The sequence below is a fragment of the Sinorhizobium americanum genome, assembly GCF_001651855.1.
Lineage (GTDB): Bacteria > Pseudomonadota > Alphaproteobacteria > Rhizobiales > Rhizobiaceae > Sinorhizobium > Sinorhizobium americanum.
Map to the genome: position 1 here is coordinate 74,655 of NZ_LNQC01000074.1, position 22,949 is coordinate 97,603.

General features: G+C 62.6%; 24 protein-coding genes. 10 read left to right on the forward strand and 14 right to left on the reverse strand.

Annotated features, from left to right (window positions below):
* Positions 1-369 precede the first annotated feature (369 nt).
* Entirely contained in the window at positions 370-807 is a 438-nt protein-coding gene (locus ATC00_RS22905; RefSeq protein WP_064254543.1) for a DUF5330 domain-containing protein, read from the forward strand.
* Positions 808-1,049: 242 nt separating this feature from the next.
* Positions 1,050-1,472 carry a SufE family protein gene (locus tag ATC00_RS22910; RefSeq protein ID WP_064254544.1) on the forward strand — a complete coding sequence of 141 codons (423 nt, stop codon included), beginning with the start codon at positions 1,050-1,052 and terminating at the stop codon, positions 1,470-1,472.
* A gap of 164 nt (positions 1,473-1,636) precedes the next feature.
* On the opposite strand, the gene mucR is transcribed toward ATC00_RS22910, so the two are convergent.
* The 8 genes from mucR to ATC00_RS22950 form a co-directional block, all read right to left on the reverse strand.
* A complete protein-coding gene (gene mucR, locus ATC00_RS22915) occupies positions 1,637-2,068 on the reverse strand; it encodes an exopolysaccharide biosynthesis transcriptional regulator MucR (RefSeq protein ID WP_037379521.1) in 432 nt (143 codons plus the stop codon).
* A gap of 407 nt (positions 2,069-2,475) precedes the next feature.
* Positions 2,476-2,835, reverse strand: a complete 360-nt coding sequence (gene mnhG / locus ATC00_RS22920; RefSeq protein ID WP_037379518.1) for a monovalent cation/H(+) antiporter subunit G — start codon at positions 2,833-2,835, stop codon at positions 2,476-2,478.
* On the reverse strand, positions 2,835-3,209 hold the full coding sequence (locus ATC00_RS22925) for a cation:proton antiporter (protein WP_037379516.1): 375 nt from the start codon (positions 3,207-3,209) through the stop codon (positions 2,835-2,837). Before ATC00_RS22925 ends, mnhG begins: the two co-directional genes overlap by 1 nt.
* Positions 3,206-3,682 carry a Na+/H+ antiporter subunit E gene (locus ATC00_RS22930; RefSeq protein ID WP_064254545.1) on the reverse strand — a complete coding sequence of 159 codons (477 nt, stop codon included), beginning with the start codon at positions 3,680-3,682 and terminating at the stop codon, positions 3,206-3,208. The genes ATC00_RS22925 and ATC00_RS22930 overlap by 4 nt, the downstream gene beginning before the upstream one ends.
* Positions 3,679-5,238 (reverse strand): Na+/H+ antiporter subunit D, encoded by a 1,560-nt coding sequence (locus tag ATC00_RS22935; protein ID WP_064254546.1) that lies wholly within the window; start codon positions 5,236-5,238, stop codon positions 3,679-3,681. The genes ATC00_RS22930 and ATC00_RS22935 overlap by 4 nt, the downstream gene beginning before the upstream one ends.
* Positions 5,239-5,244: 6 nt before the next feature.
* On the reverse strand, positions 5,245-5,622 hold the full coding sequence (locus ATC00_RS22940; RefSeq protein ID WP_037379511.1) for a Na+/H+ antiporter subunit C: 378 nt from the start codon (positions 5,620-5,622) through the stop codon (positions 5,245-5,247).
* Positions 5,622-6,041 (reverse strand): Na(+)/H(+) antiporter subunit B, encoded by a 420-nt coding sequence (locus tag ATC00_RS22945; protein WP_037379509.1) that lies wholly within the window; start codon positions 6,039-6,041, stop codon positions 5,622-5,624. The genes ATC00_RS22940 and ATC00_RS22945 overlap by 1 nt, the downstream gene beginning before the upstream one ends.
* Positions 6,038-8,407, reverse strand: coding sequence for a putative monovalent cation/H+ antiporter subunit A (locus tag ATC00_RS22950; protein WP_064254547.1), 2,370 nt, complete (start codon positions 8,405-8,407; stop codon positions 6,038-6,040). Before ATC00_RS22950 ends, ATC00_RS22945 begins: the two co-directional genes overlap by 4 nt.
* A 495-nt stretch (positions 8,408-8,902) precedes the next feature.
* Between ATC00_RS22950 and ATC00_RS22955 the strand changes: the two genes are divergently transcribed.
* Positions 8,903-9,397, forward strand: a complete 495-nt coding sequence (locus ATC00_RS22955) for a hypothetical protein (RefSeq protein WP_064254548.1) — start codon at positions 8,903-8,905, stop codon at positions 9,395-9,397.
* 28 nt (positions 9,398-9,425) lie between these two features.
* Here ATC00_RS22955 and trhA read toward each other — a convergent pair whose 3' ends face one another.
* From trhA to ATC00_RS22970, 3 genes are all read right to left on the reverse strand, one after another.
* Positions 9,426-10,088, reverse strand: a complete 663-nt coding sequence (trhA, locus tag ATC00_RS22960) for a PAQR family membrane homeostasis protein TrhA (RefSeq protein ID WP_064254549.1) — start codon at positions 10,086-10,088, stop codon at positions 9,426-9,428.
* A gap of 418 nt (positions 10,089-10,506) precedes the next feature.
* Positions 10,507-10,851 (reverse strand): TraR/DksA family transcriptional regulator, encoded by a 345-nt coding sequence (locus ATC00_RS22965; protein WP_037379501.1) that lies wholly within the window; start codon positions 10,849-10,851, stop codon positions 10,507-10,509.
* Between the two features lie 55 nt (positions 10,852-10,906).
* Positions 10,907-11,329, reverse strand: coding sequence for a universal stress protein (locus ATC00_RS22970; protein ID WP_037379498.1), 423 nt, complete (start codon positions 11,327-11,329; stop codon positions 10,907-10,909).
* Between the two features lie 353 nt (positions 11,330-11,682).
* Here ATC00_RS22970 and ATC00_RS22975 point away from each other — a divergent pair, with 353 nt between their 5' ends.
* From ATC00_RS22975 to ATC00_RS22985, 3 genes are all read left to right on the forward strand, one after another.
* Positions 11,683-12,570 (forward strand): VOC family protein, encoded by an 888-nt coding sequence (locus ATC00_RS22975; protein ID WP_064254550.1) that lies wholly within the window; start codon positions 11,683-11,685, stop codon positions 12,568-12,570.
* A gap of 116 nt (positions 12,571-12,686) precedes the next feature.
* Entirely contained in the window at positions 12,687-14,795 is a 2,109-nt protein-coding gene (locus tag ATC00_RS22980) for a S9 family peptidase (protein ID WP_064254551.1), read from the forward strand.
* Positions 14,796-14,804: 9 nt separating this feature from the next.
* Positions 14,805-15,332: a DUF1697 domain-containing protein gene (locus ATC00_RS22985; RefSeq protein ID WP_037379491.1), complete on the forward strand. Its 528-nt coding sequence runs from the start codon at positions 14,805-14,807 to the stop codon at positions 15,330-15,332.
* A gap of 14 nt (positions 15,333-15,346) precedes the next feature.
* Here the strand turns inward: ATC00_RS22985 and ATC00_RS22990 are convergent, their stop codons facing one another.
* Entirely contained in the window at positions 15,347-15,961 is a 615-nt protein-coding gene (locus tag ATC00_RS22990; RefSeq protein ID WP_037379488.1) for a TetR/AcrR family transcriptional regulator, read from the reverse strand.
* Positions 15,962-16,186: 225 nt separating this feature from the next.
* Between ATC00_RS22990 and ATC00_RS22995 the strand changes: the two genes are divergently transcribed.
* The gene (locus tag ATC00_RS22995; RefSeq protein WP_037379987.1) at positions 16,187-17,143 is read left to right on the forward strand and encodes a homocysteine S-methyltransferase family protein; all 957 of its coding nucleotides are present in this window, start codon (positions 16,187-16,189) and stop codon (positions 17,141-17,143) included.
* 138 nt (positions 17,144-17,281) lie between these two features.
* Complete coding sequence (locus tag ATC00_RS23000) at positions 17,282-18,787, forward strand: protein adenylyltransferase SelO (RefSeq protein ID WP_064254552.1); 1,506 nt, start codon at positions 17,282-17,284, stop codon at positions 18,785-18,787.
* A 66-nt stretch (positions 18,788-18,853) separates the two neighbouring features.
* Here the strand turns inward: ATC00_RS23000 and ATC00_RS23005 are convergent, their stop codons facing one another.
* The gene (locus ATC00_RS23005; RefSeq protein ID WP_064254553.1) at positions 18,854-19,069 is read right to left on the reverse strand and encodes a hypothetical protein; all 216 of its coding nucleotides are present in this window, start codon (positions 19,067-19,069) and stop codon (positions 18,854-18,856) included.
* A gap of 17 nt (positions 19,070-19,086) precedes the next feature.
* Between ATC00_RS23005 and ATC00_RS23010 the strand changes: the two genes are divergently transcribed.
* Complete coding sequence (locus ATC00_RS23010; RefSeq protein ID WP_064254554.1) at positions 19,087-21,423, forward strand: glucose/quinate/shikimate family membrane-bound PQQ-dependent dehydrogenase; 2,337 nt, start codon at positions 19,087-19,089, stop codon at positions 21,421-21,423.
* Positions 21,424-21,453: 30 nt separating this feature from the next.
* On the opposite strand, the gene bla is transcribed toward ATC00_RS23010, so the two are convergent.
* Positions 21,454-22,344: a class A beta-lactamase gene (gene bla, locus ATC00_RS23015; protein WP_153045275.1), complete on the reverse strand. Its 891-nt coding sequence runs from the start codon at positions 22,342-22,344 to the stop codon at positions 21,454-21,456.
* Between the two features lie 171 nt (positions 22,345-22,515).
* Here bla and ATC00_RS23020 point away from each other — a divergent pair, with 171 nt between their 5' ends.
* Entirely contained in the window at positions 22,516-22,929 is a 414-nt protein-coding gene (locus ATC00_RS23020) for a MerR family transcriptional regulator (RefSeq protein WP_037379480.1), read from the forward strand.
* The last annotated feature ends 20 nt before the right edge of the window (positions 22,930-22,949 follow it).

Sequence of the window (22,949 nt, forward strand, 5' to 3'; positions counted from 1 at the left end):
GCGTAAGCAGCGGATTTTGGTGGATTTTCCGGTTTCCATTAACGATTTGGGCAGCGCCCGCCGGCGGCGGTGTCGAGCCGCTCGGGCGCGGCGGCATTCCGGCTGCCACGAACCTTAACGCCGATCGTTAAAATGCCGGATAGTCGCTCTCCGGCAATACCAGAATCGGCCAGTTCGCTAAGATTTGAAGCAAATCCGCGCATTTCTGGAAAAGCAGTCTTGTGATTCCCGCTCTAGCGTTGCTCACGTTAGATGCCCCGCGGCGCAACATTTCGGCCACTGGGCAAAGCGTAACTAAATAGGCAGTCGAGGGCCGAAGATACATCCGGCGAAAACCGGGGCGGCGGCCTGACAGAGGGATGGCAGACCATGTGGTTTCTCGTAAAGGCGGCGTTCTGGTTCTCGCTCGTGCTCGTGCTGCTGCCCTTCCTTGACCCGTCAAGCAGCGCCAAACTGGAGAACGGACCGAAGGTGGAGATCGGCGACACTTTCTCCGCCGCCAATGACGCCTTCGAGTATATCAGTGCGATCTGCATCCAGAAGCCGGATGTCTGCGAGAAGGGCGCCGAGACGTTCGTCGCCCTCGGCCATCGTGCCCGTGAGGGTGCACGCATTGCCTACGAATTCCTCGACAGCCAATTTGCCGAAACCGAGACCGGAGCGCCCGACGCCAAAGTCATGACCGGCACCGTGGGGCCGGCTGAGAATCTCTCATCCGGAGAGCCAGCGAATGAAGCCATGCCGGTTTTCAAGCGCACGCCCGTCCCGGAAAAGCGTCTCGATCCCAAGGCGGCTGCGACCAATTAGACCAGTTCTGCCAGTAAGCCCACTGCCAACTGTGCCGCCGCAAAGGCCCTCGTTGCCTCGCGGCGGTTTTTTGTTTCAAGCCCTCAGCGGAACGGAATCCACTTAAGCCATGGGCTGTTCTCTTTGCGGCCCATATCCCCTATATGAATGGTGAAAGTATCCCGGAGCTGAATTGGCACGGGACGGAGAGTAAGGCGCGGCGACCGGCAGTCGGTCGCCAGAGCGCCACATGCGGATCAGCCATGGCTTCACTTGACCAGATCATCGACGATTTCGCCTTTCTCGAGGAGTGGGAAGATCGCTACCGCTACGTCATCGAGCTGGGCAAAAGCCTGCCGGAGATGCCTGAAGCCTGGAGGACCGGTGAGAACAAGGTTCAGGGCTGTGCCAGCCAGGTGTGGCTGGTGACCCATACGTCCGGCGATCCCGATGATCCAGTCCTGACCTTCGAGGGAGAGTCGGACGCGCACATCGTCCGCGGCCTGGTGGCGATCGCGCTTGCAATCTTTTCGGGCAAGCGCGCCTCCGAGATCGCCAAAATCGATGCCCTCGATATCTTCGGAAAGATCGGCCTCATCGAGCACCTCTCGTCGCAGCGTGCCAACGGCCTGCGATCGATGATCCGGAGAATCAAGGGCGAAGCCGAAACGCGCTTGCCCGCGTAAGATCACCTTGCAGTGGCATACCGCCGGTCAGTCGGACGGGCCGTGGCATCAAAAAGCCGGACTGAGACAGCCCGGCTTCCACCTAACACCAGATATTCTGCTGCCGTTCAGGCATCGGACTGCCGAGCCTGAGACTCGCCCGGCTTGTTGCCGGGCGAACCCGCTTACTTGCCGCGGCGCTTGCGACGCTGACCCAGCCCCATCTCCTTGGCGAGACGCGAGCGGGCTTCCGCGTAAGCCGGTGCCACCATCGGATAATCCGCAGGCAGATCCCACTTCTCGCGATACTCTTCCGGAGAGAGATTGTGGTGGGTCATCAAATGGCGCTTCAGCGACTTGAACGTGCCGCCGCATTCGAGGCAGGTGATCTGGTCATCCTGCACGGACTTGCGCACGGAGACCGCCGGCTTCGGCTTCTCGACCGGCACGATGACCGGCGCGGGAGCGGTCGTATTGTTGAGCGCCGAATGAACATCGGCTATCAGCGTCGGCAGCTCGGCAACCGGAACGACGTGGTTGCTCACATAGGCGGCAACGATTTCCGCCGTCAGTTCAACCAGGAGTTCGTTGCTCGCACCGAGCGTATTTTCACTCATTTTTTTCTCCTATCGGAATCCAGCAACAAGTCCTGAAACGGTGTTTCAGGAGGGAGGAAATGCCAAAATGCCGCCGAACAGCGCTTTCCGCCTTGGAACTGAGCGATAACCGCGCAACGGGGGCATCGCCCCGCCGCAACATCAAGGCTCGATTCGCGACAGCGAAATCCGTCACCAAGGTGCCGCACCGTTTGGCACCTCAAAGCAACGGATAAGAATCACAACTCAAGCTGGAATTCCAGTTCAAAGTATTGATCACAACGACACTTTGCGGATACTGGCTTAACACTGATCCGCAAAATGTCAAAACATAATTTTTGGCAAAGAGCAGCATATCTATTTCAGGTCACTAAAATTGTCCGCTGTGGCGGAATTGTCCCGAAATACAGAGTCAGAAATGCCGCCCATCAATGCCGCCGTGGCTCTTCCTTTTGTGGCAGCTGATCTATAACCGATTGTTTCGTCATCCTGTAACCCGCCTGATGAGCGGCTTTCGCCAGCAAATGGGCCGAGATCGGCGCCGTCAGCACCAGGAACACGAAACCAGCAAGCGCGCGAACGAAAATGGCGGGATCGAGCGAGTGCAACCCGGCGGCGACGAGCAGCAGGCCGGAACCGACGGTACCCGCTTTGGAAGCTGCGTGCATGCGCGTGTAGAGATCCGGGAAGCGGAGGAGGCCAAGAGCCGCGAGCAGCGAAAAGCCTGCGCCGGCGACGATGAGGACGGCGACCAAAATTGTGATCCCGGCGACGATAAACGTGCCCATCAGCGCCCTCCCCGGCGTTTGCGACGGGCCGTCTCGGGAGCCCGGCCCCTCTTCAGGGCTGGTTTGGCTACGGCGGCGCCTTGTTCCGCTTCCGGCGCGAGGCCACGTGTCAGGATGAAGCGCGCGAAGGCGACGGTTGCGAGGAAGCCGACCAGGCCGAGGGCGATCCCTATGTCGATATAGAGATTGAAGCGGGTCTTGATTGCTAGGACCGCAATGAACCCGATCGCGATCGCGACCAGCATGTCGAGGCCGAGCACCCGATCCGGCAAGGTCGGACCGCGGATGATGCGCAGCATCGTCATCAGCAGCGCGAGCGACAGGAGCAGGAGCGCAAGGCTGGTCGCCCCCGCCAGGATCGTCCCGGAAATCATCGTTCGAAAGCCTCCCGAATGCGCCGCTCGAAGCCGCGTGCAATATCCTGGCGCAACGCACCCGGATCGGCACAATCGAGCGCGTGCACGTAAAGGGTCTTGCGGTCCTCGGATATGTCGACGGAAAGCGTGCCGGGCGTCAGCGTGATGAGATTGGCAAGGAGAGTAATCTCGAAATCGCTCTTGGCGGTCAGCGGATAGGCGAAGATCCCGGGCTTCAGGCCCATCCGCGAGCGCAGGACGAGAATGGCGACCTTGACCGCCGATACGGCCAGCTCCTTGACGAACAGAGCCGCCAGCAGCGTCAGCCGCAAGGGTCTCAGCGGATAGGTGACGGGCTGCAGCTCGCGGCGGATCAGCCACAGGGACACAGCGCCGACAGCAAAGCCGAGCGCGAGGTTCGCTGGCGTGAAACTGGCGCTGATGGCACCCCAAATGACGGTGAAAATCAGGTTGATCTGCAGGAATTTCATTGCGGCCCACCTTCCGGGAAGACCGAGTTAACATAGGCCGACGGCTCTGCGAGCCCCGCCGCCGCGTCCTGGATTATCGCCAGCAGCGGCTCGGGATAAAGGCCGATCAACAAAGTGAGCCCGGCGAGCACGGCCAGCGGGCCGAATGCCGCGGGCGACAGCGACACTGCTTCGCCGTCCGCAGGTGGAGCCTCGCGCCAGAAGGCCAGAAGGAAAAGGCGGCCGGTGACGATCGTCGTCAGGAACCCGGCAAGGAGAAGCGCGGCGGCGAGCCACCAGGCGCCGATATCGAGAGCTGCCTTTACGAGCATGACCTTCGGCCAAAAACCGGAAAAGGGAGGCAGGCCGGAGACGGCGAAACACAGCATCAGGGTAAGAGCGGCAAATCCGACATGTCGGCGGTAGAGGCCGGCGAGCGCCGCAATCGAGGAACTCGCGCCGAGGCGCATGGCGATTCCCGAGGCGAAGTAAAGGCCGGTCATCACGAGCATGGAATGCAGTGCATAGAAGATGGCGCCCCCAATGCCGCCCGGTCCGCCGACGGCGATACCGGCGAGCATCGACCCGATGCCGGAGACGATGAGGTAGCCGAGAATGCGGCGGAAATCCGTCTGCGCCAGGGCGCCGAGCACGCCGACGATCATCGTCAGCGCCCCGGCGACCGCGAGGATGAAGCTCAGTTCCTCCCTTTCCACGGGGAAATGCATGACCATCACCCGCACCAGCGCATAGATCCCGACCTTCGTCAGCAGGCCTGCAAAGAGCGCGGAGACGGCGACGCGGGGGGTATGGTAGGAAGCCGGCAGCCAGAAATTCACCGGGAAGGCGGCCGCTTTCATGGCAAAGGCGAGCATGAACAGGCCGGTGAGCGTCATCAGCGGCGCGCGGTCGCGCAATGCCTCGGCCTTCGTGGCGATATCAGCCATGTTGAGCGTGCCGAAAACGGCGTAGAGATAGCCGGTCGCTATCAGGAACAGCGTCGTGGCGATGAGGTTGAGGAAGCCGTATTTCACCGTGCCGTCGATCTGCTCAGGCTCGGAGCCCAGGACGAGAAGGCCGAAGGACGAGATCAGCAGCACCTCGAACCAGACGTAAAGATTGAAGATGTCGCCGGTCAGAAAGGCCCCCGAGACGCCGGCCATCAGCAACATCAGCAACGGATAAAAGCCGTAGCGACGGCCGCTGTCGTTGATATCGGCAAGCGAGAAGACACCGGCGACCAGCGCTACAAGCGCCGCGGCAAAGGCGAACAAGGCCCCCGTCAGGTCGGCGGTGAAGGCGATGCCGAAGGGAGGCAGCCAGCGCCCCATCACCATGGTCAACGGGCCGTTCTCAGCGATCTCCTTGAGAAGCAGCCCATCGATCAGCACGAGCCCGGCGAGACCGGCAATGGCAATGGCCGGATGAAGGCCGATCGGGCGGCGCAGCATGACGAGCAGCGCACCGATCGCGAGGCACCAGGCGACCGGCAGGATCACCAGCCATTCGGCAAGCGTGGGCGGCGCGGCAACGAGCGCAGCGGAAAGATCGACGGGAGGGGAGATCGTAGCGGCCATGCGGGGTCAGTATCCAAGCGGAGGGAGCGGCTCGTCCGCCGGTTCGGCAACGCGCATTTCGTCCGTGTTGTCGGTCGCAAGGTCGCTATAGGCGCGCCAGGAGAGGACGAGCAGGAAGGCGAAGAAGGAAAAGGAAATGACGATCGCCGTCAGGATCAACGCCTGGGGAAGCGCGTTGGCCGCCGGAGCAGCCAGCGACTCGGCTCCTTCGGGTATGATCGGCGGCACCTCGCGCGTCAGCCGGCCTCCGGTGAAAATCAGCAGATTCACCGCATTGCCGAGCACTGCGACACCCAAGAGCACGCGGATGATGAATTTCGAGAGCATCAGGTAGACGGCAACAGTGAAGAAGATGCCGACGAGCAGGGCAAACCAAGCCTCCATCACTCCCCTCCCCGCTCTTCGAGCGACAGCGCGATCGAACTGATGGCGCCGACGACGACCAGGTAGACGCCGGTGTCGAAGAGAAGCACGGTCGAAAGCGGGACCTCGCGGCCGAAAACGGCCGGATAGATCCAAAGCCCGGTCATGAACGGGACGCCTGCGAAGATCGCGATCAGGCCGGCGGAGGTGGCAGCAAGGAGCCCGGCGCCGGCGATTGCCATCGGGTGGAAGAAGATGGCCCGCCTGACCGTCTCGACACCGTGCGCCATGCCATAGATTGCCAGGGCCGAAACGGCGATCAAACCGCCGATGAAACCGCCGCCCGGCTCGTTGTGGCCGCGCAGCAGCACGAAGATGGAAAAGAGCATCATCAAGCTCGTCAGGACCGGGGCGAGCGTGCGGAAGATCACCGACTTCATGCCCGTTCCTCCACCGCCGTCTCATCGGCCTCCGCGACGACGGCGCGCTTCAGCGAACCGGCCCTCAGCCGGACGAGCGCCAGGATCGCAAGGCCGGTAATCATCACCACGGCGATTTCGCCGAGCGTGTCGGTGCCGCGGAAATCGACGATAATGACGTTGACGACATTCGCCCCGTGCGCAGCCGACTTCGAATAGAGGTTGAAGAAGTCCGTGAGCGACCGGTCGAAGGGTACGGCCGTGGCCCGCAGCAGAAACAAGGCGAAGCCGAGGCCGCAGGCAAGCGCGATCGTCGCGTCACGCGCTTTCTCCGGGAGTGGCCGATGGTCGGCGGGCGAGAGCCGCAGCCGGGTCATCACCAGCGCCAACACGACGACGGACAGCGTTTCGACCATGAATTGGGTGAAAGACAGGTCCGGGGCGCCGTAGAGCAGATAGATGACGGCGACCGCGAAGCCTTGAATGCCGAGCGATACGATCGCGGTGAGGCGGTCGGAAGCGACCACGACGGCGAAGAGCCCGCCGACGGCGATCGCGATGATCGCAAGCTCGTGCACCGGAACGTCCGCGGAGAAGAAGGGGGCGCGCGGAAATTCGCCGTATCGCAGCGGCAGTGCCAAGAGAATGACTGCGACCAGCGAGAAGGTGGCGGTCATATAGACGTCGAGGCGGCCGCCCTGCAGGCGCCGTGTGACCGCGACGGCAAGGCGCACGAGGCCACGCATGAACTGGTCGAAGCCCCGATCGGGCCCCCAGCCGATGTCGACGAGGATCGCCGCCATCGCGGCGCGCAAGCGGGCGAGATTGAGATAGAAGGCGACGCCGAGCGCCACCGTCAAAGCCGAAAGCACGAGCGGCAGACCAAGATGCGGCACAAGCGATATGTCGACCGTTCTTGGCTCGCCGGCGATTGCCGAGGCGGTGGGCGATGAGACGAACCGATGGGCGAGACCCGACAGGAGCGCGATGGAGAGCCCCTTGAGGGCGAGAACGGCCGGGCCTATCCATAGTAGCAGCGGCGCCTCATGGGCATGTTTCGGCGTTTTCACGCGCGGTCCCAGGAAAGGCTTCAGGGCGACAGCGAAGGCGACGGCAAACATCAGGGCGTTGCCGAGGACAGCCAGTATCGCAAAGAGCGCGGAGCGGAAATTCGGCGCGGAGAAGGCGGAATAGAGCTCCTCCTTGGCGAGGAATCCGAAAAAGGGCGGCAGGCCACCCATGGAGAGCGCAGCGGCAAGGGCAATGGCGAAGGTGAGCGGCATCGCCGAACGCAGGCCGCCGAGCTTCGTGAAGTCGCGCAATCCGGTTTCGTGATCGAGGATGCCGGCCACCATGAACAAGGCGCCCTTGAAAAGCGCGTGTGCCACGAGATAGAGCGCGGCCGCCTCGATCGCATGCGGCGAGCCGAGCCCGATCGACATCACCAGAAGACCGAGCGAGGCCACCGTGGTATAGGCCAGCATCAGCTTCATATCGGTCTGGCGCACCGCGAGCGCCGCGCCGATCACCAGCGTCGTCACACCGAAGAGCGGCAGAAGGAGCTGCCATTCCGGTGTTCCGCCAAGGACCGGATTGAGACGCATCAACAAATAGACGCCGGCCTTCACCATCGTCGCCGAATGCAGATAGGCGGAAACCGGTGTCGGCGCCTCCATCGCATTCGGCAGCCAGAAGTGAAATGGAAACTGGGCCGATTTGGTGAAGGCGCCGCCGAGGACCAGCAGCAGTGCAGCGAGATAAAAGGGGCTCTCCTTCACCTCGGAGCCGAAGGAAAGCAGCAGCGAAAGCTGCGTAACGCCGCTGACGTTCCAAAGGATCAGCAGCCCGGCGAGCAGCAGAAGACCGCCTCCGCCGGTGACGACCAGCGCCTGCAGCGCGGCGCGCCGCGCGGCCTCGCGGGCGTGGTCGAAGCCGATCAGCAGGAAGGAGGTTATTGACGTCAATTCCCAGAAGACGAACAGCATGAGGAAACTGTCGGAGACGACGAGTCCCTGCATCGATCCCATGAACAGGAGGATGAAGGCGAAGAAACGGCCCTGTTGCGGGTGCCCTTTCAAATAGCCGCCCGAATAGAGAACGATGAGCGCCCCGATACCGGAAATCAGCAGCATGAAGGTGAGCGACAAGCCGTCGATCAGCCAGGAAAAGCTGACATTGAAAGACGGTATCCACGCATAGCCGCCTGTCACGAATTCGCCGCTCGCGACATCCGGAAGGAAGCGCAGGAAATGCAAAAAGATTGCCGCGGGAGCAACGGCCAGCACCCAGGCGGCGTTGTGCCCGAGGAGCCTGGTCAGGCCGGGTGCGACAAGGGCCGCGGCGAAAGGAAGGGCGAGCGCCATAAATGTCAGTGCCGTGACATCCATCGCGTGGCGTGCTCCCCGTTGATCATCTGGTCAATCTGATATCGGACATAGAAGAAGGGCCGGTTCGTCTCAAGAGAAATCGGTTGAAGTCTCAGTCAAGCGGGCGGTTATACTGTGCAAAGGCAACAAAGCCGCAGCCAAGCGCAACGCATCGGCGCCGGGCCGACAGAATCCGGCTGGGGCTCACTGTTTGCCGCAAGGCCGCGTGTCCTGTTCCGCCGGGAATAGATAAGCTGTGGTGCCAGGACTATCGAATTCGTGGTAATCAGGAACGGTCGGTGAAGATCAATGCGGCTGTCTCGGTGTCGTCGCAAGTGCCCTTTACGCGTCCCGCGAAAAGCGCCACTCTCCTGCAGCGCCGCACGTCTTATCAGACGCGCAAAAGTCGCTGTAGGATTTTGAAATGCTGCATGTTTTTGTCCTAAATCGGCTACGATTTAAGGAAACGTGCAGAAGGCAAGGCGGCAGGTAAGTAACCGAAGGAATGCTCTGCGCATGCGCCGCGTCATATTTGCGTTCGTTCTCCTCTTTGGACCCGGCCTGCCCGCTGGCGCGCAGGACGATTGGCACCCCTATTCCAATCCGCGTTTTGGCTACACGGTGGAGATTCCGCCGGGTTTCGAAATGCACCAGCAGGCCGACAACAACGACGGCGCGAGCTTCCATGCCGATGACAATGGCGCGACGCTGATCGTGTTCGGCACGCACCCGCCGGCGGGCGATTTCGAGACGGACGTCACCGACCGGATCGGCTACGAGAAAGACGACGATTGGAGAATCCTCTATTCGCGCGTCACGCCCGCCTGGGCGAGCTTCTCAGGCGCTCGAGGCCGCGAGGTCTTCTACACACGGGCGATCGCGCTCTGCGACGGCAGCGCCGCCTATTTCCGGCTGCAATATCGCAAATCGAAGCTGACAAGCTTCGATGGCGTCATCTCGCGGATGGCGGCGGCGCTGCGCCCCTCGGACGATTGCCGGCCTCCGGAGTGAGAGGTGGGTGCGCTGCCGATGCGGCCGGTCAGGCGACGGCTGAACCGCTGATGCAAGTGAGGACGGCAGAATAGTGCACGGCCGATCCGGCGACCACGAAGCCGTGCCAGATGGCGTTTTGGAAGCGGAGTCGCTCCCAGACATGAAAGATGATACCGATCGAATAGATGATGCCGCCAATGAGGACGAGAAGCAGGGTCGTCGCATTGAGGGCTGCGAAGAGCGACTTGGCGGCCAGAACGCCGCCCCAGCCCATGGCGAGATAGAGAAGGATCGCCAAGCGGTCGAACCGTCCCGGCAGGAGGCATTTGATCGAAATGCCGAGAAGGGCTACGGCCCAAATGCCGATGAGCATCCAAAAGAGGAACGGATCATCCCAACCGCGCTGGAGAAAAGGCGTATAGGTTGCGGCGATCAGCACGAAGATGGCCGAATGATCCAGGCGACGCAGGAGCCACTTCGTCCGGCAGATGGGATAGAGATTGTAGAGAAACGATACGGACAGGGTGAGAATCAGGCCCGCACCATAGACCCAGGCAGCGGCAAGCTGTCCCGAGGTGCTCCAGACCGTCGCATAGAATATAAGGGCAGTGACGCCGACGAGCGCGGCGCACAGGCCGATGCCGTGAACAATTCCGTCGGCAATCAGTTCCGACCGGTCATAGGTCCATCTGAACTCGCTGATATCCACGCGGCCCCTCCAGATCCCGCATCGATTCCGACATCGGCACCGTGTCTCCGAACCGCAGTGATCTGGTCGAACAAACTCGCCCCCAACACCGCGGCCCCTTCCGACGGATCGATTTATCGTGCCATAGAGTTCTTGGCCGGCAAAGCACCTGTTTGGGGCGAAAGGATCAAATTCCGCAACGCATAAAAACATTTGGCCGACCCCGCGCGACGACGTCGCGCGGGAAGGCACGTGTCCTTAAATCGTCCTCGATTTAAGGACAAAGACATGCAGCAATTCAAAGTGCTACAGCGGCCTTGGCGCGTCTGATAAGACGCGCAGCGCTATAGGTTCCGAGACGAAGCTAGGAAGACCCTGTTCGTCTGGTAAGACGCGGGCGTGCTGGAAAATCGAGCCCGCTCGGCGCGATGCGCCGCCCTCATCGCGTGCGCGAGGCAACTTCGGCGGCGCAGGTCTGGCAGAGCGGTGCGTGGGGGACCGCGTGCAATCTCTCCTGAGAAATCGGGTCCCCGCAGCGCGCGCAGATTCCGTAGGTTCCGGCCGCGATCCTGTCGAGAGCCGCATCAATGGCGCGGATCTCGCCCTGGCCTGCGAGCCCCAGCCCTTCCAGCACTTCATCGTTTTCCCGTTCTGTGACGCGATCCGGAACGTCGGCATTCATCGGCTGGTCAAGATCTTCCTCGATTTTCACCAGACGGCCATAGAGTTCGTCCTTGCGGCGCAGAAGCTTGTCGCGGAAATCATCAAGCGCGTATTTGTCCATCATGGGGCTCCCTTGGTCGCGGCACGGCAAGGCCGCACCGCATTCTTCTTGTTGGTTAGCGGTCGACGAGAACGGCACAGGGGCAGTGGCTGACCACGCGGCTGGCGGTCGAACCGATGAAATAGTCGATCAGGCCCGGACGGTGCGACGCAATGATCACCAGGTCCGCGTTCTCTTCCTTGGCGAGCGCATTGATGGTGCCGGCCGCCCCGCCGGTGCGGATCTCGATCCGTCCCTTGATGCCATGCTTGGTCTTCAGCGCCTCCAGCGTCCTGACCGCATGCCTGCGCGATTCCTCGATCATCTCGAGCGGAAAATCGACGATCATGTAGCCTTGCGCATAGGCGTTGAGGTCCTCGACGACGTTGAGGAGAATGATCTCTCCACCCTCATCGATCAGCTTTTCGGCGATACCGAGAACGGATTCACCGTGTTCGAGCTGATCCATGGCGATCGGGACGATAATCTTCCTGTACATACAGATACGCTCCTTCTGTTGCGTTCCGGTCGCCGGCTGGAAAACGGGGCGATCCTCGGGCCCGAGGCCGAGACTCGGACGGACCTTTCTCCGCCTTTTCCCGCCCTGCAGATCCAAATTGGGCGGAGGCGGCGACTCCGACCATGATCGAAATCAATCGGCCACCGCTCCCCCGCGCTCGCACCATCTATGATGAGGTAGCGCGACGGCCGCGACCGTCAACGTTCGTCGAACACAACATCAAGTAATATAATGGCTTTCCCGAACGCCTTCACGTGCTCATATTGGGCTACGGTTCGGGCGCCGCGGCAGCCCGGAGCGCCTCCCGAAAGGCGTAGCTCAAGGAAAAGACGATGCAATCGCAGCCTGTGACCAACCTTCCCGCCGACCATGCGGTCGCGATGCCCGCCTATATCCACCGGGCGCATCTCGTCGTTCAGGATCTGCGAATGGTGTCGGCCTGGTATCAAAACGTGCTCGGCCTTGCTTCAATCGAAGCGAGCGCCAGCGGAGAGACGCTTGGATTCGACGGAAAGCCGCTGTTGACGCTGACAACGGATGCGCAAGCGACAAGGGCGCCGCGCAGCGCGCCCGGTCTCTTCCACACTGCGTTCCTCGTGCCCGATCGCCACGAACTGGGACGCTGGCTGGCCCATGTGGCGGACAACGGCGTTCGCCTGCAGGGCGCTTCGGACCACCTCGTCAGCGAAGCGATCTATCTCGCTGACCCGGAGGGCAACGGCATCGAGGTCTATCGCGATCGGCCGCGCAGCGAATGGCGCTACGAGGCGGACGGAACGGTGGCGATGAACACCTTGCCGCTCGACCTGCAGTCGCTCTATGACGAGGCGCCGAAGGAGGCTTGGAGCGGTCTTGCCGCCGGCACCGTGATCGGCCACATCCATCTGCAGGTCTCCGACATTCCGCAGGCGGATGCCTTCTTCCGCGACGTCCTCGGCCTCGATCTGATGGCGCGCTATCCGGGAGCAAGCTTTTTCGCCACTGGCAAATATCACCATCACGTGGCCGCCAATATCTGGCATTCGCGAGGAGCGGCGAAACGCGAGGCCAAGATGACCGGTCTCTCCGACTACACGATCCGCTTCCGGCACAGCGACAGGCTCGCCACGGCGATCCGCAAGCTCGACGAACTCCAGATTCCCGTGCGCGAGGAAGGCGGCATCCATCGTCTCACTGATCCCTGGGGGATTGGCCTCAACCTCGCGGCTTCGGCAGCCTGAGCTTAGCGGGCAATCCGTCGCTCTGTCCGCCGGCGCCCGGTGGCGCTTTCCGCTTGATCGCCGCCCGGGCGCTCTCTATCTCATGATCTCCCACCGAAGAGATCCCGGAGAGACCCTTGTCTGTTTTCAAGAACCTGCCCGCCGCGCCCGTCGCTCGTAAGAAGCCGCTCACGGATATGCGCCACGGCATCAGCCGGACCGATGAATACGCCTGGCTGAGGGCCGACAACTGGCAGGCGATGTTCAAGGATCCCTCGATCCTCGATCCGGAAATCCGCCGCCACCTCGATGCCGAAAACGACTACATGAACGCCGCGATGGCGGACACCAAGGAGCTGCAGAAGGCGCTGTTTGCCGAAATGCGCGGCCGCATCAAGGAGGACGATTCCTCCGTACCGATGAAGGACGGTGCCTTTGCCTATGGCACATTCTATGTGAAGGGCGGCGAGCATCCGCGCTATTTTCGCATCCCGCGCGACGGCGCGACGGGCGACGAGGCGATCCGCCAGGTGCTGCTCGACGGCGACAAGGAAGCCGAGGGCAAGGCTTACTTCCGCATCGCCGGCCTCGACCATTCGAGCGATCATGCCCGCGGCATCTGGGGTTACGATGACAAGGGATCGGAATATTTCACGCTGAAGGTGCGCGATCTTTCGAGCGGCGAGGATCTCACCGACGTGGTCGAGAATACCGGCGGCGGCGGTGCCTGGGCGCCGGACGGCCGGAGCTTCTTCTACACCGTGCTCGACGAGAACCACCGGCCGTCGCGAATCTACCACCACGTCGTCGGCACGCCGCAGTCCGAGGATCGGCTCGTCTACGAGGAAACGGACCCCGGCTTCTTCATGTCGGTCGGCGGGTCGCTGCTCGACGACTTCATCTATATCGACATCCATGATCATGAGACCAGCGAATACCGGCTGCTTTCGACCAGAGACCTGACGGCCGAACCGCAGATCGTGGCGAAACGCGTCACCGGTCTCGAATATTCGATGACCGAGGGCGGCGAGATCTTCTACATCCTCACCAATGCCGACGGCGCCAAGGATTTCAAGATCATGGAAGCTCCGGTGGAAGCGCCGCAGAAGGCAAACTGGCGCGAGGTGGTGGCACACCGGCCGGGCACGCTGATCCTCAGCCACATGGCCTATGCCCGCCACCTCGTCTGGCTGCAGCGCCGCGAGGGGCTGCCGGAAATCGTCATTCGCGACCGGAGGACCGGTGAGGAACATGCGATCGCCTTTGCCGAGGAAGCCTATTCATTGGGCCTCTCGGGGGCGGCCGAATACGACACCGACGTCATCCGCTTCTCCTATTCGTCGATGACGACGCCCTCGCAGCTCTTCGACTACGACATGGCGACGCGCGAGCGCACGCTCCTGAAGACCCAGGAAGTGCCCTCCGGCCACGATCCGGACGATTACGTCACGCGCCGCGTCTTTGCGCCGGCTGCGGACGGTGCGTCGGTTCCGGTAACACTCCTCTATCGCAAGGATACGCCGCTAGACGGTTCGGCACCGTGCCTGCTCTACGGGTACGGCGCCTACGGCATCACGATTCCGGCCGGTTTCAATACCAATTGCCTATCGCTCGTCGACCGCGGCTTCGTCTATGCCATCGCCCATATCCGAGGCGGCAAGGACAAGGGCTTTCAGTGGTACGAAGACGGCAAAATGGCGAAGAAGTCCAATACCTTCAAGGACTTCATCGCCGCGGCTGACCATCTGAATCAGCAGAAGTTCACATCCTACGCGAACATCATCGCCGAAGGCGGCTCGGCCGGCGGCATGCTGATGGGAGCGATCGCCAATATGGCACCGGAGAAGTTCAAGGGCATCATCGCCGCGGTCCCCTTCGTCGACGTCCTGAACACCATGCTCGACGACACGCTGCCGCTGACGCCGCCGGAATGGCCGGAATGGGGCAATCCGATCGAGAGCGCCGAGTTCTACAACATCATTGCCGGCTACTCGCCCTACGACAATGTGGATGCCAAACCCTATCCGGCGATCCTGGCGCTTGGCGGCCTCACCGATCCGCGCGTCACCTATTGGGAGCCGGCGAAATGGGTCGCCAGGCTGCGCGAGAAGACCACCGGCGGCGAACCGATCCTGTTGAAGACCAACATGGATGCCGGGCATGGCGGCGCCTCGGGCCGTTTCCAGCGGCTGGAGGAAATCGCTTTCGAATATGCCTTCGCCATCAAGGTCGCCGGCAAGATGTAGGAGGCGCCGGTGCCGGTCTATGTCGCGCTGCTGAGGGCCGTCAATGTGGGCGGCACCGGTTCGCTTCCCATGGCGGAGCTGAAGGCCATCTGCGAGGGCCTCGGCTTTGCCGACGTCAAGACCTACATCCAGAGCGGTAACGTGCTCTTCCGCTCCGAGCTTGCCGAAGGCGACGTTCAGAAGAAACTCGAGGAAGCGCTGGCGGCGAAGATGGGCAAGACGCTGGGCGTGCTGCTGCGCAGCCGGCGTGACCTGGAGACGATCGCGGCAAAGGCGCCGTTTCCGGACGCCAAGCCGAATTTCCTGCTCGTCGCATTCCTGCCGGAGCCGCCGCCAACGGACGCGCTCGACAAGCTCGTCGCCCCGGACGGAGAAGAGGTGAAGATCGACGGGCGGGAGATCTATGTCCACTATCCGAATGGATCGGGACGGTCGAAGCTCAAGCTGCCGGCGCTCAAACCCGGCACGGCACGCAATCTCAACACCGTGCGCAAGCTGGCGGAACTGGCCGCGGCTCTCGAGGACGACGGCGCCTGACCCGTCCCGCGGCTTCACGCGGCGGGCTGGAACAGCAGCCGCACGAAACTGCGGAAGACAAGGAGCTGGTCGGGCAGGCTTTGCGGCTCCTTCAATGCTTTTGAAAGCACGATGCCGCCCTCGAGGACGGTCGAAACCATGTCGGCGAGCTGATCCGCATCCAGCGCCTCCCGCGGCCGATAGACCTGCATGATGTCCCGGAACATGGCGGCGAAGCGCCGGCGCCACATCAGCGCCGCCTGGCGGTTCATCTCCTGGATCTCCCGGTCGAAGGCACGCTCCTGGGTGCACATGGTGGCAACCAGGCAGCCCGGATGACCGTTCGGCAGATCGGAGAGCAATTCTGCAAGCAGCTTCAGTCCGATCAGGAACGCCTGCAGCGGGTCATCCGCCAGTTCCCGCGCCCGGCCGAAAATCTCGTCATAGATCCGCTCGTCATTCTCGATGTAGCGCTCGAGCAGTGCCTTGGCGAGCTCGTTCTTGTCGCGAAAATGATAGAAGAACCCGCTCTTGGTTATGCCGGTCTCGACGATCAGTTCGTCGATCGACGTGCCACCGAAACCCTTTGCCAGCACTGCGGCTTCGGCAGCATCCAGGATCTTGGCACGCGTCTCCTCGCCCTTTCGCATGGTGCACTCCTGTACCGCCGGTAAAGTTTTCTCTCTGGAAAGGACGGCGAGCCATTCGCCTGTCGCCTCGAATCTTACGGCAAGTTCCTGATGTAACATCGCTATGCGGCTTAGTGGGTCATAGTGTACCGCAAGCCGGCTAGTTTAGCAGATGATAAAACGGCAGAAATTCCTCAGAGGTCGCGCCGGAGCGGCCGCAAAAGGGAGGGACCGATGCAATACGAAATCGCCAAGTATCGACATGACCTGCCGCTTTTACGGGGTGGCACCTTCCTCAGCGACGGCGGCATGGAGACGGCGCTGATCTTTCATGAAGGAGCCGATCTGCCGCTTTTCGCTTCTTTCGTCCTGCTGTCGACCCCGGAGGGCCGCCGGCAGTTGTTGCGTTATTACACGCGCTATCTCGAGATTGCGCGGCTGCATGACACCGGTTTCGTGCTCGACACGGCTACCTGGCGCGCCAACGCCGACTGGGGCGAGAAACTTGGCTACGACGCCGAGGCGCTCAGACAGGTCAACGCGGACGCCGCCCACCTGCTCACCGAACTGCGCGCGCAGTACGAGCGGCCCCAGGTGCCGATCGTTTTCAACGGCGTTATCGGCCCCCGCGGAGACGGCTACAAGGCCGGCCTGATGAATGCGAAGGAAGCTGAGGAATATCACAGCGCTCAGGTTGCGGCCTTCGCTGACAGCGAAGCGGACATGGTGTCGGCGGTGACCATGACGAATGTCGACGAGGCGACCGGCGTCGCAAGAGCGGCCAGGAAACACGGTATGCCCTGCGCCATCTCGTTCACCGTCGAGACGAACGGCCGGCTGGTGACGGGTGTTTCGCTGCAGGAAGCGATCGAAACGGTCGATGCGGAGACGGAAGGCTATCCGCACTACTACATGGTCAATTGCGCCCATCCGAGCCATTTCGAAAGCAGCCTCGATCAGCGCCAGGCGTGGGTGCGGCGGATTGGCGGCATTCGCGCCAACGCCTCGACGAAGAGCCATGCGGAACTCGACGAGAGCGAGACCCTGGACATAGGCGACATCGGAGATCTCGCCCGGCGCTATCGCTCGCTCACCGGCCGCATGCCGCATTTGCGCGTGCTGGGCGGCTGCTGCGGCACCGACCACCGCCATATCGCGGCGATCTGCGAGGCCTGCCTGCCGGCGACGGCACTGAGTGCTTGACCACCGGAAGCGCTCCTCCCATTGTCAGCAAGGCGGGAGGAGCTCCCAGTATCCCGACGCTCGCGAAAAACGGATCGCTCGTGTAGACTTGTCGGGAAAGGGCGGCCGGTATTTCCTGGGCAACGCCGCTAAAGTGTGATGAATTCCATACCGCCGCAACCGGGCTCGGCGACAGCCCCGTTTCCCTTCGACAACAGCTATGCGCGACTGCCGTTGAATTTCCACGCCCGGGTCGAGCCGGCACCCGTGGCCGAGCCTTGGCTGATCAAGTTCAACCGGCCGCTCGCGGAAGAGTTGCGCCTGGATATCGAAGCGCTCGAGCGCGATGGCGCGGCAATCTTCTCGGGCAACACGGTCCCGGCGGGCGCGGAGCCGCTCGCCATGGCCTATGCCGGCCACCAGTTCGGTACCTTCGTCCCGCAACTCGGCGACGGCCGTGCCATCCTGCTCGGCGAAGTCGTCGACCGCGATGGAAAGCGCCGCGACATCCAGCTCAAGGGATCCGGCCAGACACCCTATTCTCGCCGCGGCGACGGCCGGGCAGCGCTCGGGCCGGTGCTGCGCGAATATATCGTCAGCGAGGCGATGCATGCGCTTGGGGTGCCGACCACCCGCGCGCTTGCCGCAACGGTGACCGGCCAGCCGGTCTATCGCGAGCAGATCCTGCCGGGCGCCGTCTTTACGCGGGTAGCGGCCAGCCATATCCGCGTCGGCACGTTCCAGTTCTTCGCGGCACGCGGCGACATGGAGTCGGTCAAGGCGCTGGCCGACTACGCGATCGACCGCCACTATCCGGAACTGAAGGCAGACGAGAACCCCTATCTCGGTCTCCTCAAGGCCGTGGCGGCGCGACAGGCAGCTTTGATCGCGCGCTGGCTGCATATCGGCTTCATTCACGGCGTGATGAACACCGACAACATGACGATTTCCGGTGAAACGATCGACTTCGGTCCCTGCGCCTTCATGGATGCCTACGATCCGAAAAAGGTCTTCAGTTCGATCGACCAGTTCGGCCGCTACGCCTATGCCAACCAGCCGGCAATCGGCCAGTGGAATCTCGCCCGGCTCGCCGAAACACTCGTGACGCTCTTCGATCCGACGGCCGACGTGGCGGTGAACCTCGCCAATGACGCCCTCGGCGAGTATGGCGCTATCTTCCAGAACCATTGGCTTGACGGCATGCGCCGCAAGCTCGGGCTTTCGACGGCGGAGGACGGCGACCTGGAACTGGTGCAGGCCTTGTTGGCGCTGATGCATAAGGGAGGCGCGGATTTCACCCTCACCTTCAGAAGGCTGGCTGCGTCGGCGGAAGACGCGGGCGCCGATGCCGAGCTTGCCAAACTCTTCCAGACGCCGGAGTCGTTGTCGCCGTGGCTTGCGGACTGGCGCCGCCGTCTCGAACGTGAGGCCCGCCGGCCGGTCGAAAGAGCGGCAGCGATGCGCGCCGTCAATCCGGCCTTCATTCCGCGCAACCACCGCATCGAGCAGGCGATCGAAGCGGCGACCGAGAACGCAGATTTCTCGCTTTTCGAGGCGCTTCTCGAGGTGACCTCCAAACCTTACGAGGACCAGCCGGGACATGCCGCCTTTGCCGAGCCGCCGCAACCTGGCGAAGAAGTGCTGCAAACCTTCTGCGGCACCTGACAAACCGCAGCTCCGCCTCGGCCACCGCGGCTCGATGGTCCGCCAATTCGAAATATTCCCAGTGAATCAACGTCCTGCCGCAATGTCTTGCGCATCCAAAAGGTGATTGCGCAGAAGGGCGGCGCCATTGAAAGGCACCTGCGTCGCGTTACCTTCGCAATCGACGTTGTGGATGATGCGCACAATTTGCGAGGGAGAATTGCCGCGGAATCCGCACTCATTCTTCGTCTGTCGTTCTGTGCGGCCCGGCCGGGCCGAAGGTGCCGCCGCATCGTTCTTCAATTCGGGAGTTCGAATTCATGCCCATTGTCCTGACCGCCCTTCTCTTCGCACTGATCGGTCTGGTGCTCGGTGCGGGGGGGACGAGGCTCGTCCTGCTTGGCGGCAGTCCCTATTACCTCATCACCGGCCTGGCGTTCCTGCTCACCGCGTTGCTGCTCTACCGCAAGAGCGCGGCGGCGATCTGGGTCTATACGCTGATGGTCCTCGGCTCGCTTGCCTGGGCCGTTTGGGAGGTCGGGTTCGACTGGTGGCAGCTCGGACCGCGCGGCGGCGTGATCATCCTGCTGGGCTTTTGGCTGCTTGCCCCGTGGATCCGCCGGCCGCTCGGTTTCATCAGCCCGTCGGGCGAACGCTACAGCGCAGCCGCCTGGCCACTTGCGCTCGCCAGCCTCGTCGCGATCGGCGTCGCGCTCTATTCTATGACGCAGGACGTCCATGATATTCGCGGCGACCTGCCGGCTGACGTCGTCGCGGCCAACCCCAATCTCGGCGGCAATGTGCCGGCCGGCGAGTGGCATCACTACGGCCGCACGCTATTCGGCCAGCGCTATTCGCCACTCGCCCAAATTCACCGGGAGAACGTCGCTACGCTGAAGATCGCATGGCAGTACCAGACAGGAGACGTCAAGCTGCCGGAGGATATCGGCGAAACGACCTATCAGGTGACGCCCCTGAAGGTGAATGACACACTCTATCTCTGCACGCCGCACAATTGGGCGATCGCGCTCGATGCTGCGACCGGCCGGCAGAAATGGAAATATGATTCGAACTCCGGGCTGAACCCGGACCGCCAGCACCAGACCTGCCGCGGCGTCACCTATTGGGCCGATCCGGCGGCGGCCGCCGGCAGCGCCTGTGCCGAGCGCATCTACCTGCCGACCTCGGACGCCCGCCTGATCGCGCTCGATGCCGCGAACGGCACGGTCTGCACCGGCTTTGCCGACCAGGGCGTTCTGCACCTCGAACAGGGCATGCGGTACAATCCCGCCGGCTATTACTATTCCACATCGCCACCGGTCGCCGTCGCCGGCAAACTCATCGTCGGCGGCGCCGTCAACGACAATTATTCAACCCAGGAACAATCCGGCGTCATCCGCGCCTTCGACATCAAGACCGGGGCGCTCATCTGGAACTGGGACAGCGGCAACCCCGATCAGACGGCGCCGCTGCCGCCCGGCCAGTTCTACACCACCAATTCGCCGAACAGTTGGTCGGTCTCCTCCGTCGACGAGGCCCTCGGGCTGATCTATGTCCCGCTCGGCAACCAGGTGCCCGATCAGCTCGGCATGGGGCGAAGCGAGCATGTGGAGAAATATTCCTCCTCGATCGTCGCGCTCGACATCAACACGGGCGCGCTGCGCTGGTTCAGGCAGACGGTGCATCACGATCTCTGGGACATGGACGTGCCGGCGCAACCGGCCCTCATCGACATCACCAGGGAAGACGGAAGCGTCGTGCCGGCGCTCGTCGGCCCGACCAAGCAGGGCGATGTCTATGTCCTCGACCGCCGCAGCGGAGAACCGATCATTCCGGTCGAAGAAGTGCCCGCCCCCGGCGGCGCCATCGCTGAGGACTTCACCGCTCCGACCCAGCCGGTCTCCGGCCTCACCTTCATGCCGCCGCCGCTTCAGGAGCGCGACATGTGGGGAATTACCATGTTCGACCAGCTCGCCTGCCGGATCGAGTTCCTCTCGTTGAAATATGAGGGCCGCTACACGCCTCCCTCGCTCGAGGGAACGCTCGTCTATCCGGGCAATTTCGGCACCTTCAACTGGGGCTCGGTCGCGGTCGATCCGGAGCGCCAGGTGATGTTCGGAATGCCAACCTATCTCGCCTTCACCTCGCGGCTTGTCCCGCGCGAGGAAATCCCGCCAAAGGGCGAAGGCGAAAAGGGCAGCGAGCAAGGGCTGAACCGCAACGAGGGAGCGCCCTACGGCGTCTACATGGGTCCGTTTCTCGGCCCCTTGCGGATTCCCTGCCAGGCGCCGCCCTGGGGCTATGTCGCCGGTGCCGATCTCAGGACCGGCAAGATCGCCTACAAGCACAAGAACGGCACTGTCTATGACATGACGCCGCTGCCGCTTCCCTTGAGGCTCGGCGTGCCGGGTATCGGCGGACCGATCATCACCAAGGGCGGCGTCGCCTTTCTCGGCGCTACGGTCGACAACTTCCTGAGGGCCTATGACGTGACGACGGGCGACCAGCTCTGGCAGGCGCGGCTGCCGGCCGGCGGCCAGGCGACACCGATGACCTATATGGTCGGCGAAAAGCAGTATCTGCTGATGGTCGCGGGCGGGCACGGCTCGGTCGGGACCAAGCCGGGCGATTATGTGATCGCCTATACGCTGCCCTGATGGCCATCGGCGGCGCGCCTGCTGAAGCGCTCAGACCATGCCGGCGACAATTTTTCCGACTTCGGCGAACACCGGATTTAGCTCTGCCGGCTCCACCTTCGCTTCGCCGGTATAGACGGTGATGAGGATCGGGCCGCGCCCCTTCGGCACCGCAAAGCCGATATCGGAGACTGCGCCGGTCGAACTCGTGCCGGTCTTGTCACCGATCTGCCACTCCTTCGGCAGGCCGGCACGAAGCCGCGCGTCGCCGGTCGTGTTGGCGACCATCCATTCGACGAGTTGTCGACGCGAGCTCTCCGCCAGAACCGATCCGAAGGCAAGCTTTCCGATCGTCTCGAGCATCGCAACCGGCGTCGTTGTATCGCGCGGATCGCCGAATTTGGCTTCGTTGAGATCCGGTTCGGTTCGGTCGAGGCGCGTCGTCCGGTCGCCGATCGACCGCAGCCAGGAGGTCAGCCCAGCCGGGCCGCCGAAGCTTTCGAGCAGCAGGTTGGCGGCCGCATTATCGCTGATGGTGACCGCGGCGTCGCAGAGTTCGGCGACCGTCATGCCATCGCCGCCAACATGCTTTTCGGCGACCGGCGAATGAGGCAGCAGGACATCCTTGCCGAAGGTGATCCGCCGGTCGAGTTTTTCTTCGCCCCGATCGACGCGCGCGAGCACGCACGCGGCGGCGAGCGCCTTGAAGGTCGAGCACATGGCGAAGCGCTCGGTCTCACGGTGACCGAAGGAGATGTTGGTTTCCGTGTCGAGCACGGCCACGCCGAGGCGCCCGCCGGTCCGCTTTTCGAGCTCGGCGAGCAGTTTCGTCACATCGTCACCGGTCGCAGTGGCGGCACGCGCCGCACCGGCAAGTGCCAGTGCCGGATAAAGCATTGCGGTGCCGATCAGCATGTTGCGGCGATTGATGAGCAGGGGAATGTCTTTCCTCCGTTTGGCGAGCGAGCAGCCGCTGAGGCTAAATTACTGATCTTGAATATTAATTTCCGTCAATGCGACGCTCTTACTCGCTAGGCAGGGAATGTGGCGGCCTTGTGCCCTGAGGGAGCGGTATCTATATAGCTCCAGAGACTATAGCTATGGAGCGCGCCTATGTACTCGATCGGAGACCTTTCCCGGCGGACCGGCGTGAAAATTCCGACGATCCGCTATTACGAGCAAATGGGTCTCATCGCGGCGCCGGAACGTTCGGAGGGCAACCAGCGGCGTTACGAGAAACGCCAGTTCGAACGGCTTGCCTTCATCCGTCACGCGCGCGATCTAGGGCTTTCGATCGAAGCGATCCGGGAATTGCTGGCGCTCAGCGAACATTCGGAACGGCCCTGCGGCGAGGCGGACCGCATTGCCAGCGAACATCTCGCTTCGGTGCGGGAGAAGATCGCCCGCCTCACGAAGCTCGAGCAGGAACTGGAGCGGATCGTCGCCTGCCACGGCGATCACACGATCGGCGACTGCTATGTCATCCGGGCCCTTGCCGACCATTCGCTGTGCGACAGCGAGCACTGAGGCATGTTTGTACCAAGTAT

What these genes read in the sequence shown, in the direction of transcription:
- ATC00_RS22905 (WP_064254543.1), top strand. Translation starts at nt 370, where the DNA reads ATGTGGTTTCTCGTAAAGGCGGCGTTCTGGTTCTCGCTCGTGCTCGTG.
- ATC00_RS22910 (WP_064254544.1), top strand. Translation starts at nt 1,050, where the DNA reads ATGGCTTCACTTGACCAGATCATCGACGATTTCGCCTTTCTCGAGGAG.
- mucR (WP_037379521.1), bottom strand. Translation starts at nt 2,068, where the DNA reads ATGAGTGAAAATACGCTCGGTGCGAGCAACGAACTCCTGGTTGAACTG.
- mnhG (WP_037379518.1), bottom strand. Translation starts at nt 2,835, where the DNA reads ATGGGCACGTTTATCGTCGCCGGGATCACAATTTTGGTCGCCGTCCTC.
- ATC00_RS22925 (WP_037379516.1), bottom strand. Translation starts at nt 3,209, where the DNA reads ATGATTTCCGGGACGATCCTGGCGGGGGCGACCAGCCTTGCGCTCCTG.
- ATC00_RS22930 (WP_064254545.1), bottom strand. Translation starts at nt 3,682, where the DNA reads ATGAAATTCCTGCAGATCAACCTGATTTTCACCGTCATTTGGGGTGCC.
- ATC00_RS22935 (WP_064254546.1), bottom strand. Translation starts at nt 5,238, where the DNA reads ATGGCCGCTACGATCTCCCCTCCCGTCGATCTTTCCGCTGCGCTCGTT.
- ATC00_RS22940 (WP_037379511.1), bottom strand. Translation starts at nt 5,622, where the DNA reads ATGGAGGCTTGGTTTGCCCTGCTCGTCGGCATCTTCTTCACTGTTGCC.
- ATC00_RS22945 (WP_037379509.1), bottom strand. Translation starts at nt 6,041, where the DNA reads ATGAAGTCGGTGATCTTCCGCACGCTCGCCCCGGTCCTGACGAGCTTG.
- ATC00_RS22950 (WP_064254547.1), bottom strand. Translation starts at nt 8,407, where the DNA reads ATGGATGTCACGGCACTGACATTTATGGCGCTCGCCCTTCCTTTCGCC.
- ATC00_RS22955 (WP_064254548.1), top strand. Translation starts at nt 8,903, where the DNA reads ATGCGCCGCGTCATATTTGCGTTCGTTCTCCTCTTTGGACCCGGCCTG.
- ATC00_RS22965 (WP_037379501.1), bottom strand. Translation starts at nt 10,851, where the DNA reads ATGGACAAATACGCGCTTGATGATTTCCGCGACAAGCTTCTGCGCCGC.
- ATC00_RS22970 (WP_037379498.1), bottom strand. Translation starts at nt 11,329, where the DNA reads ATGTACAGGAAGATTATCGTCCCGATCGCCATGGATCAGCTCGAACAC.
- ATC00_RS22975 (WP_064254550.1), top strand. Translation starts at nt 11,683, where the DNA reads ATGCAATCGCAGCCTGTGACCAACCTTCCCGCCGACCATGCGGTCGCG.
- ATC00_RS22990 (WP_037379488.1), bottom strand. Translation starts at nt 15,961, where the DNA reads ATGCGAAAGGGCGAGGAGACGCGTGCCAAGATCCTGGATGCTGCCGAA.
- ATC00_RS23000 (WP_064254552.1), top strand. Translation starts at nt 17,282, where the DNA reads ATGAATTCCATACCGCCGCAACCGGGCTCGGCGACAGCCCCGTTTCCC.
- ATC00_RS23010 (WP_064254554.1), top strand. Translation starts at nt 19,087, where the DNA reads ATGCCCATTGTCCTGACCGCCCTTCTCTTCGCACTGATCGGTCTGGTG.
- ATC00_RS23020 (WP_037379480.1), top strand. Translation starts at nt 22,516, where the DNA reads ATGTACTCGATCGGAGACCTTTCCCGGCGGACCGGCGTGAAAATTCCG.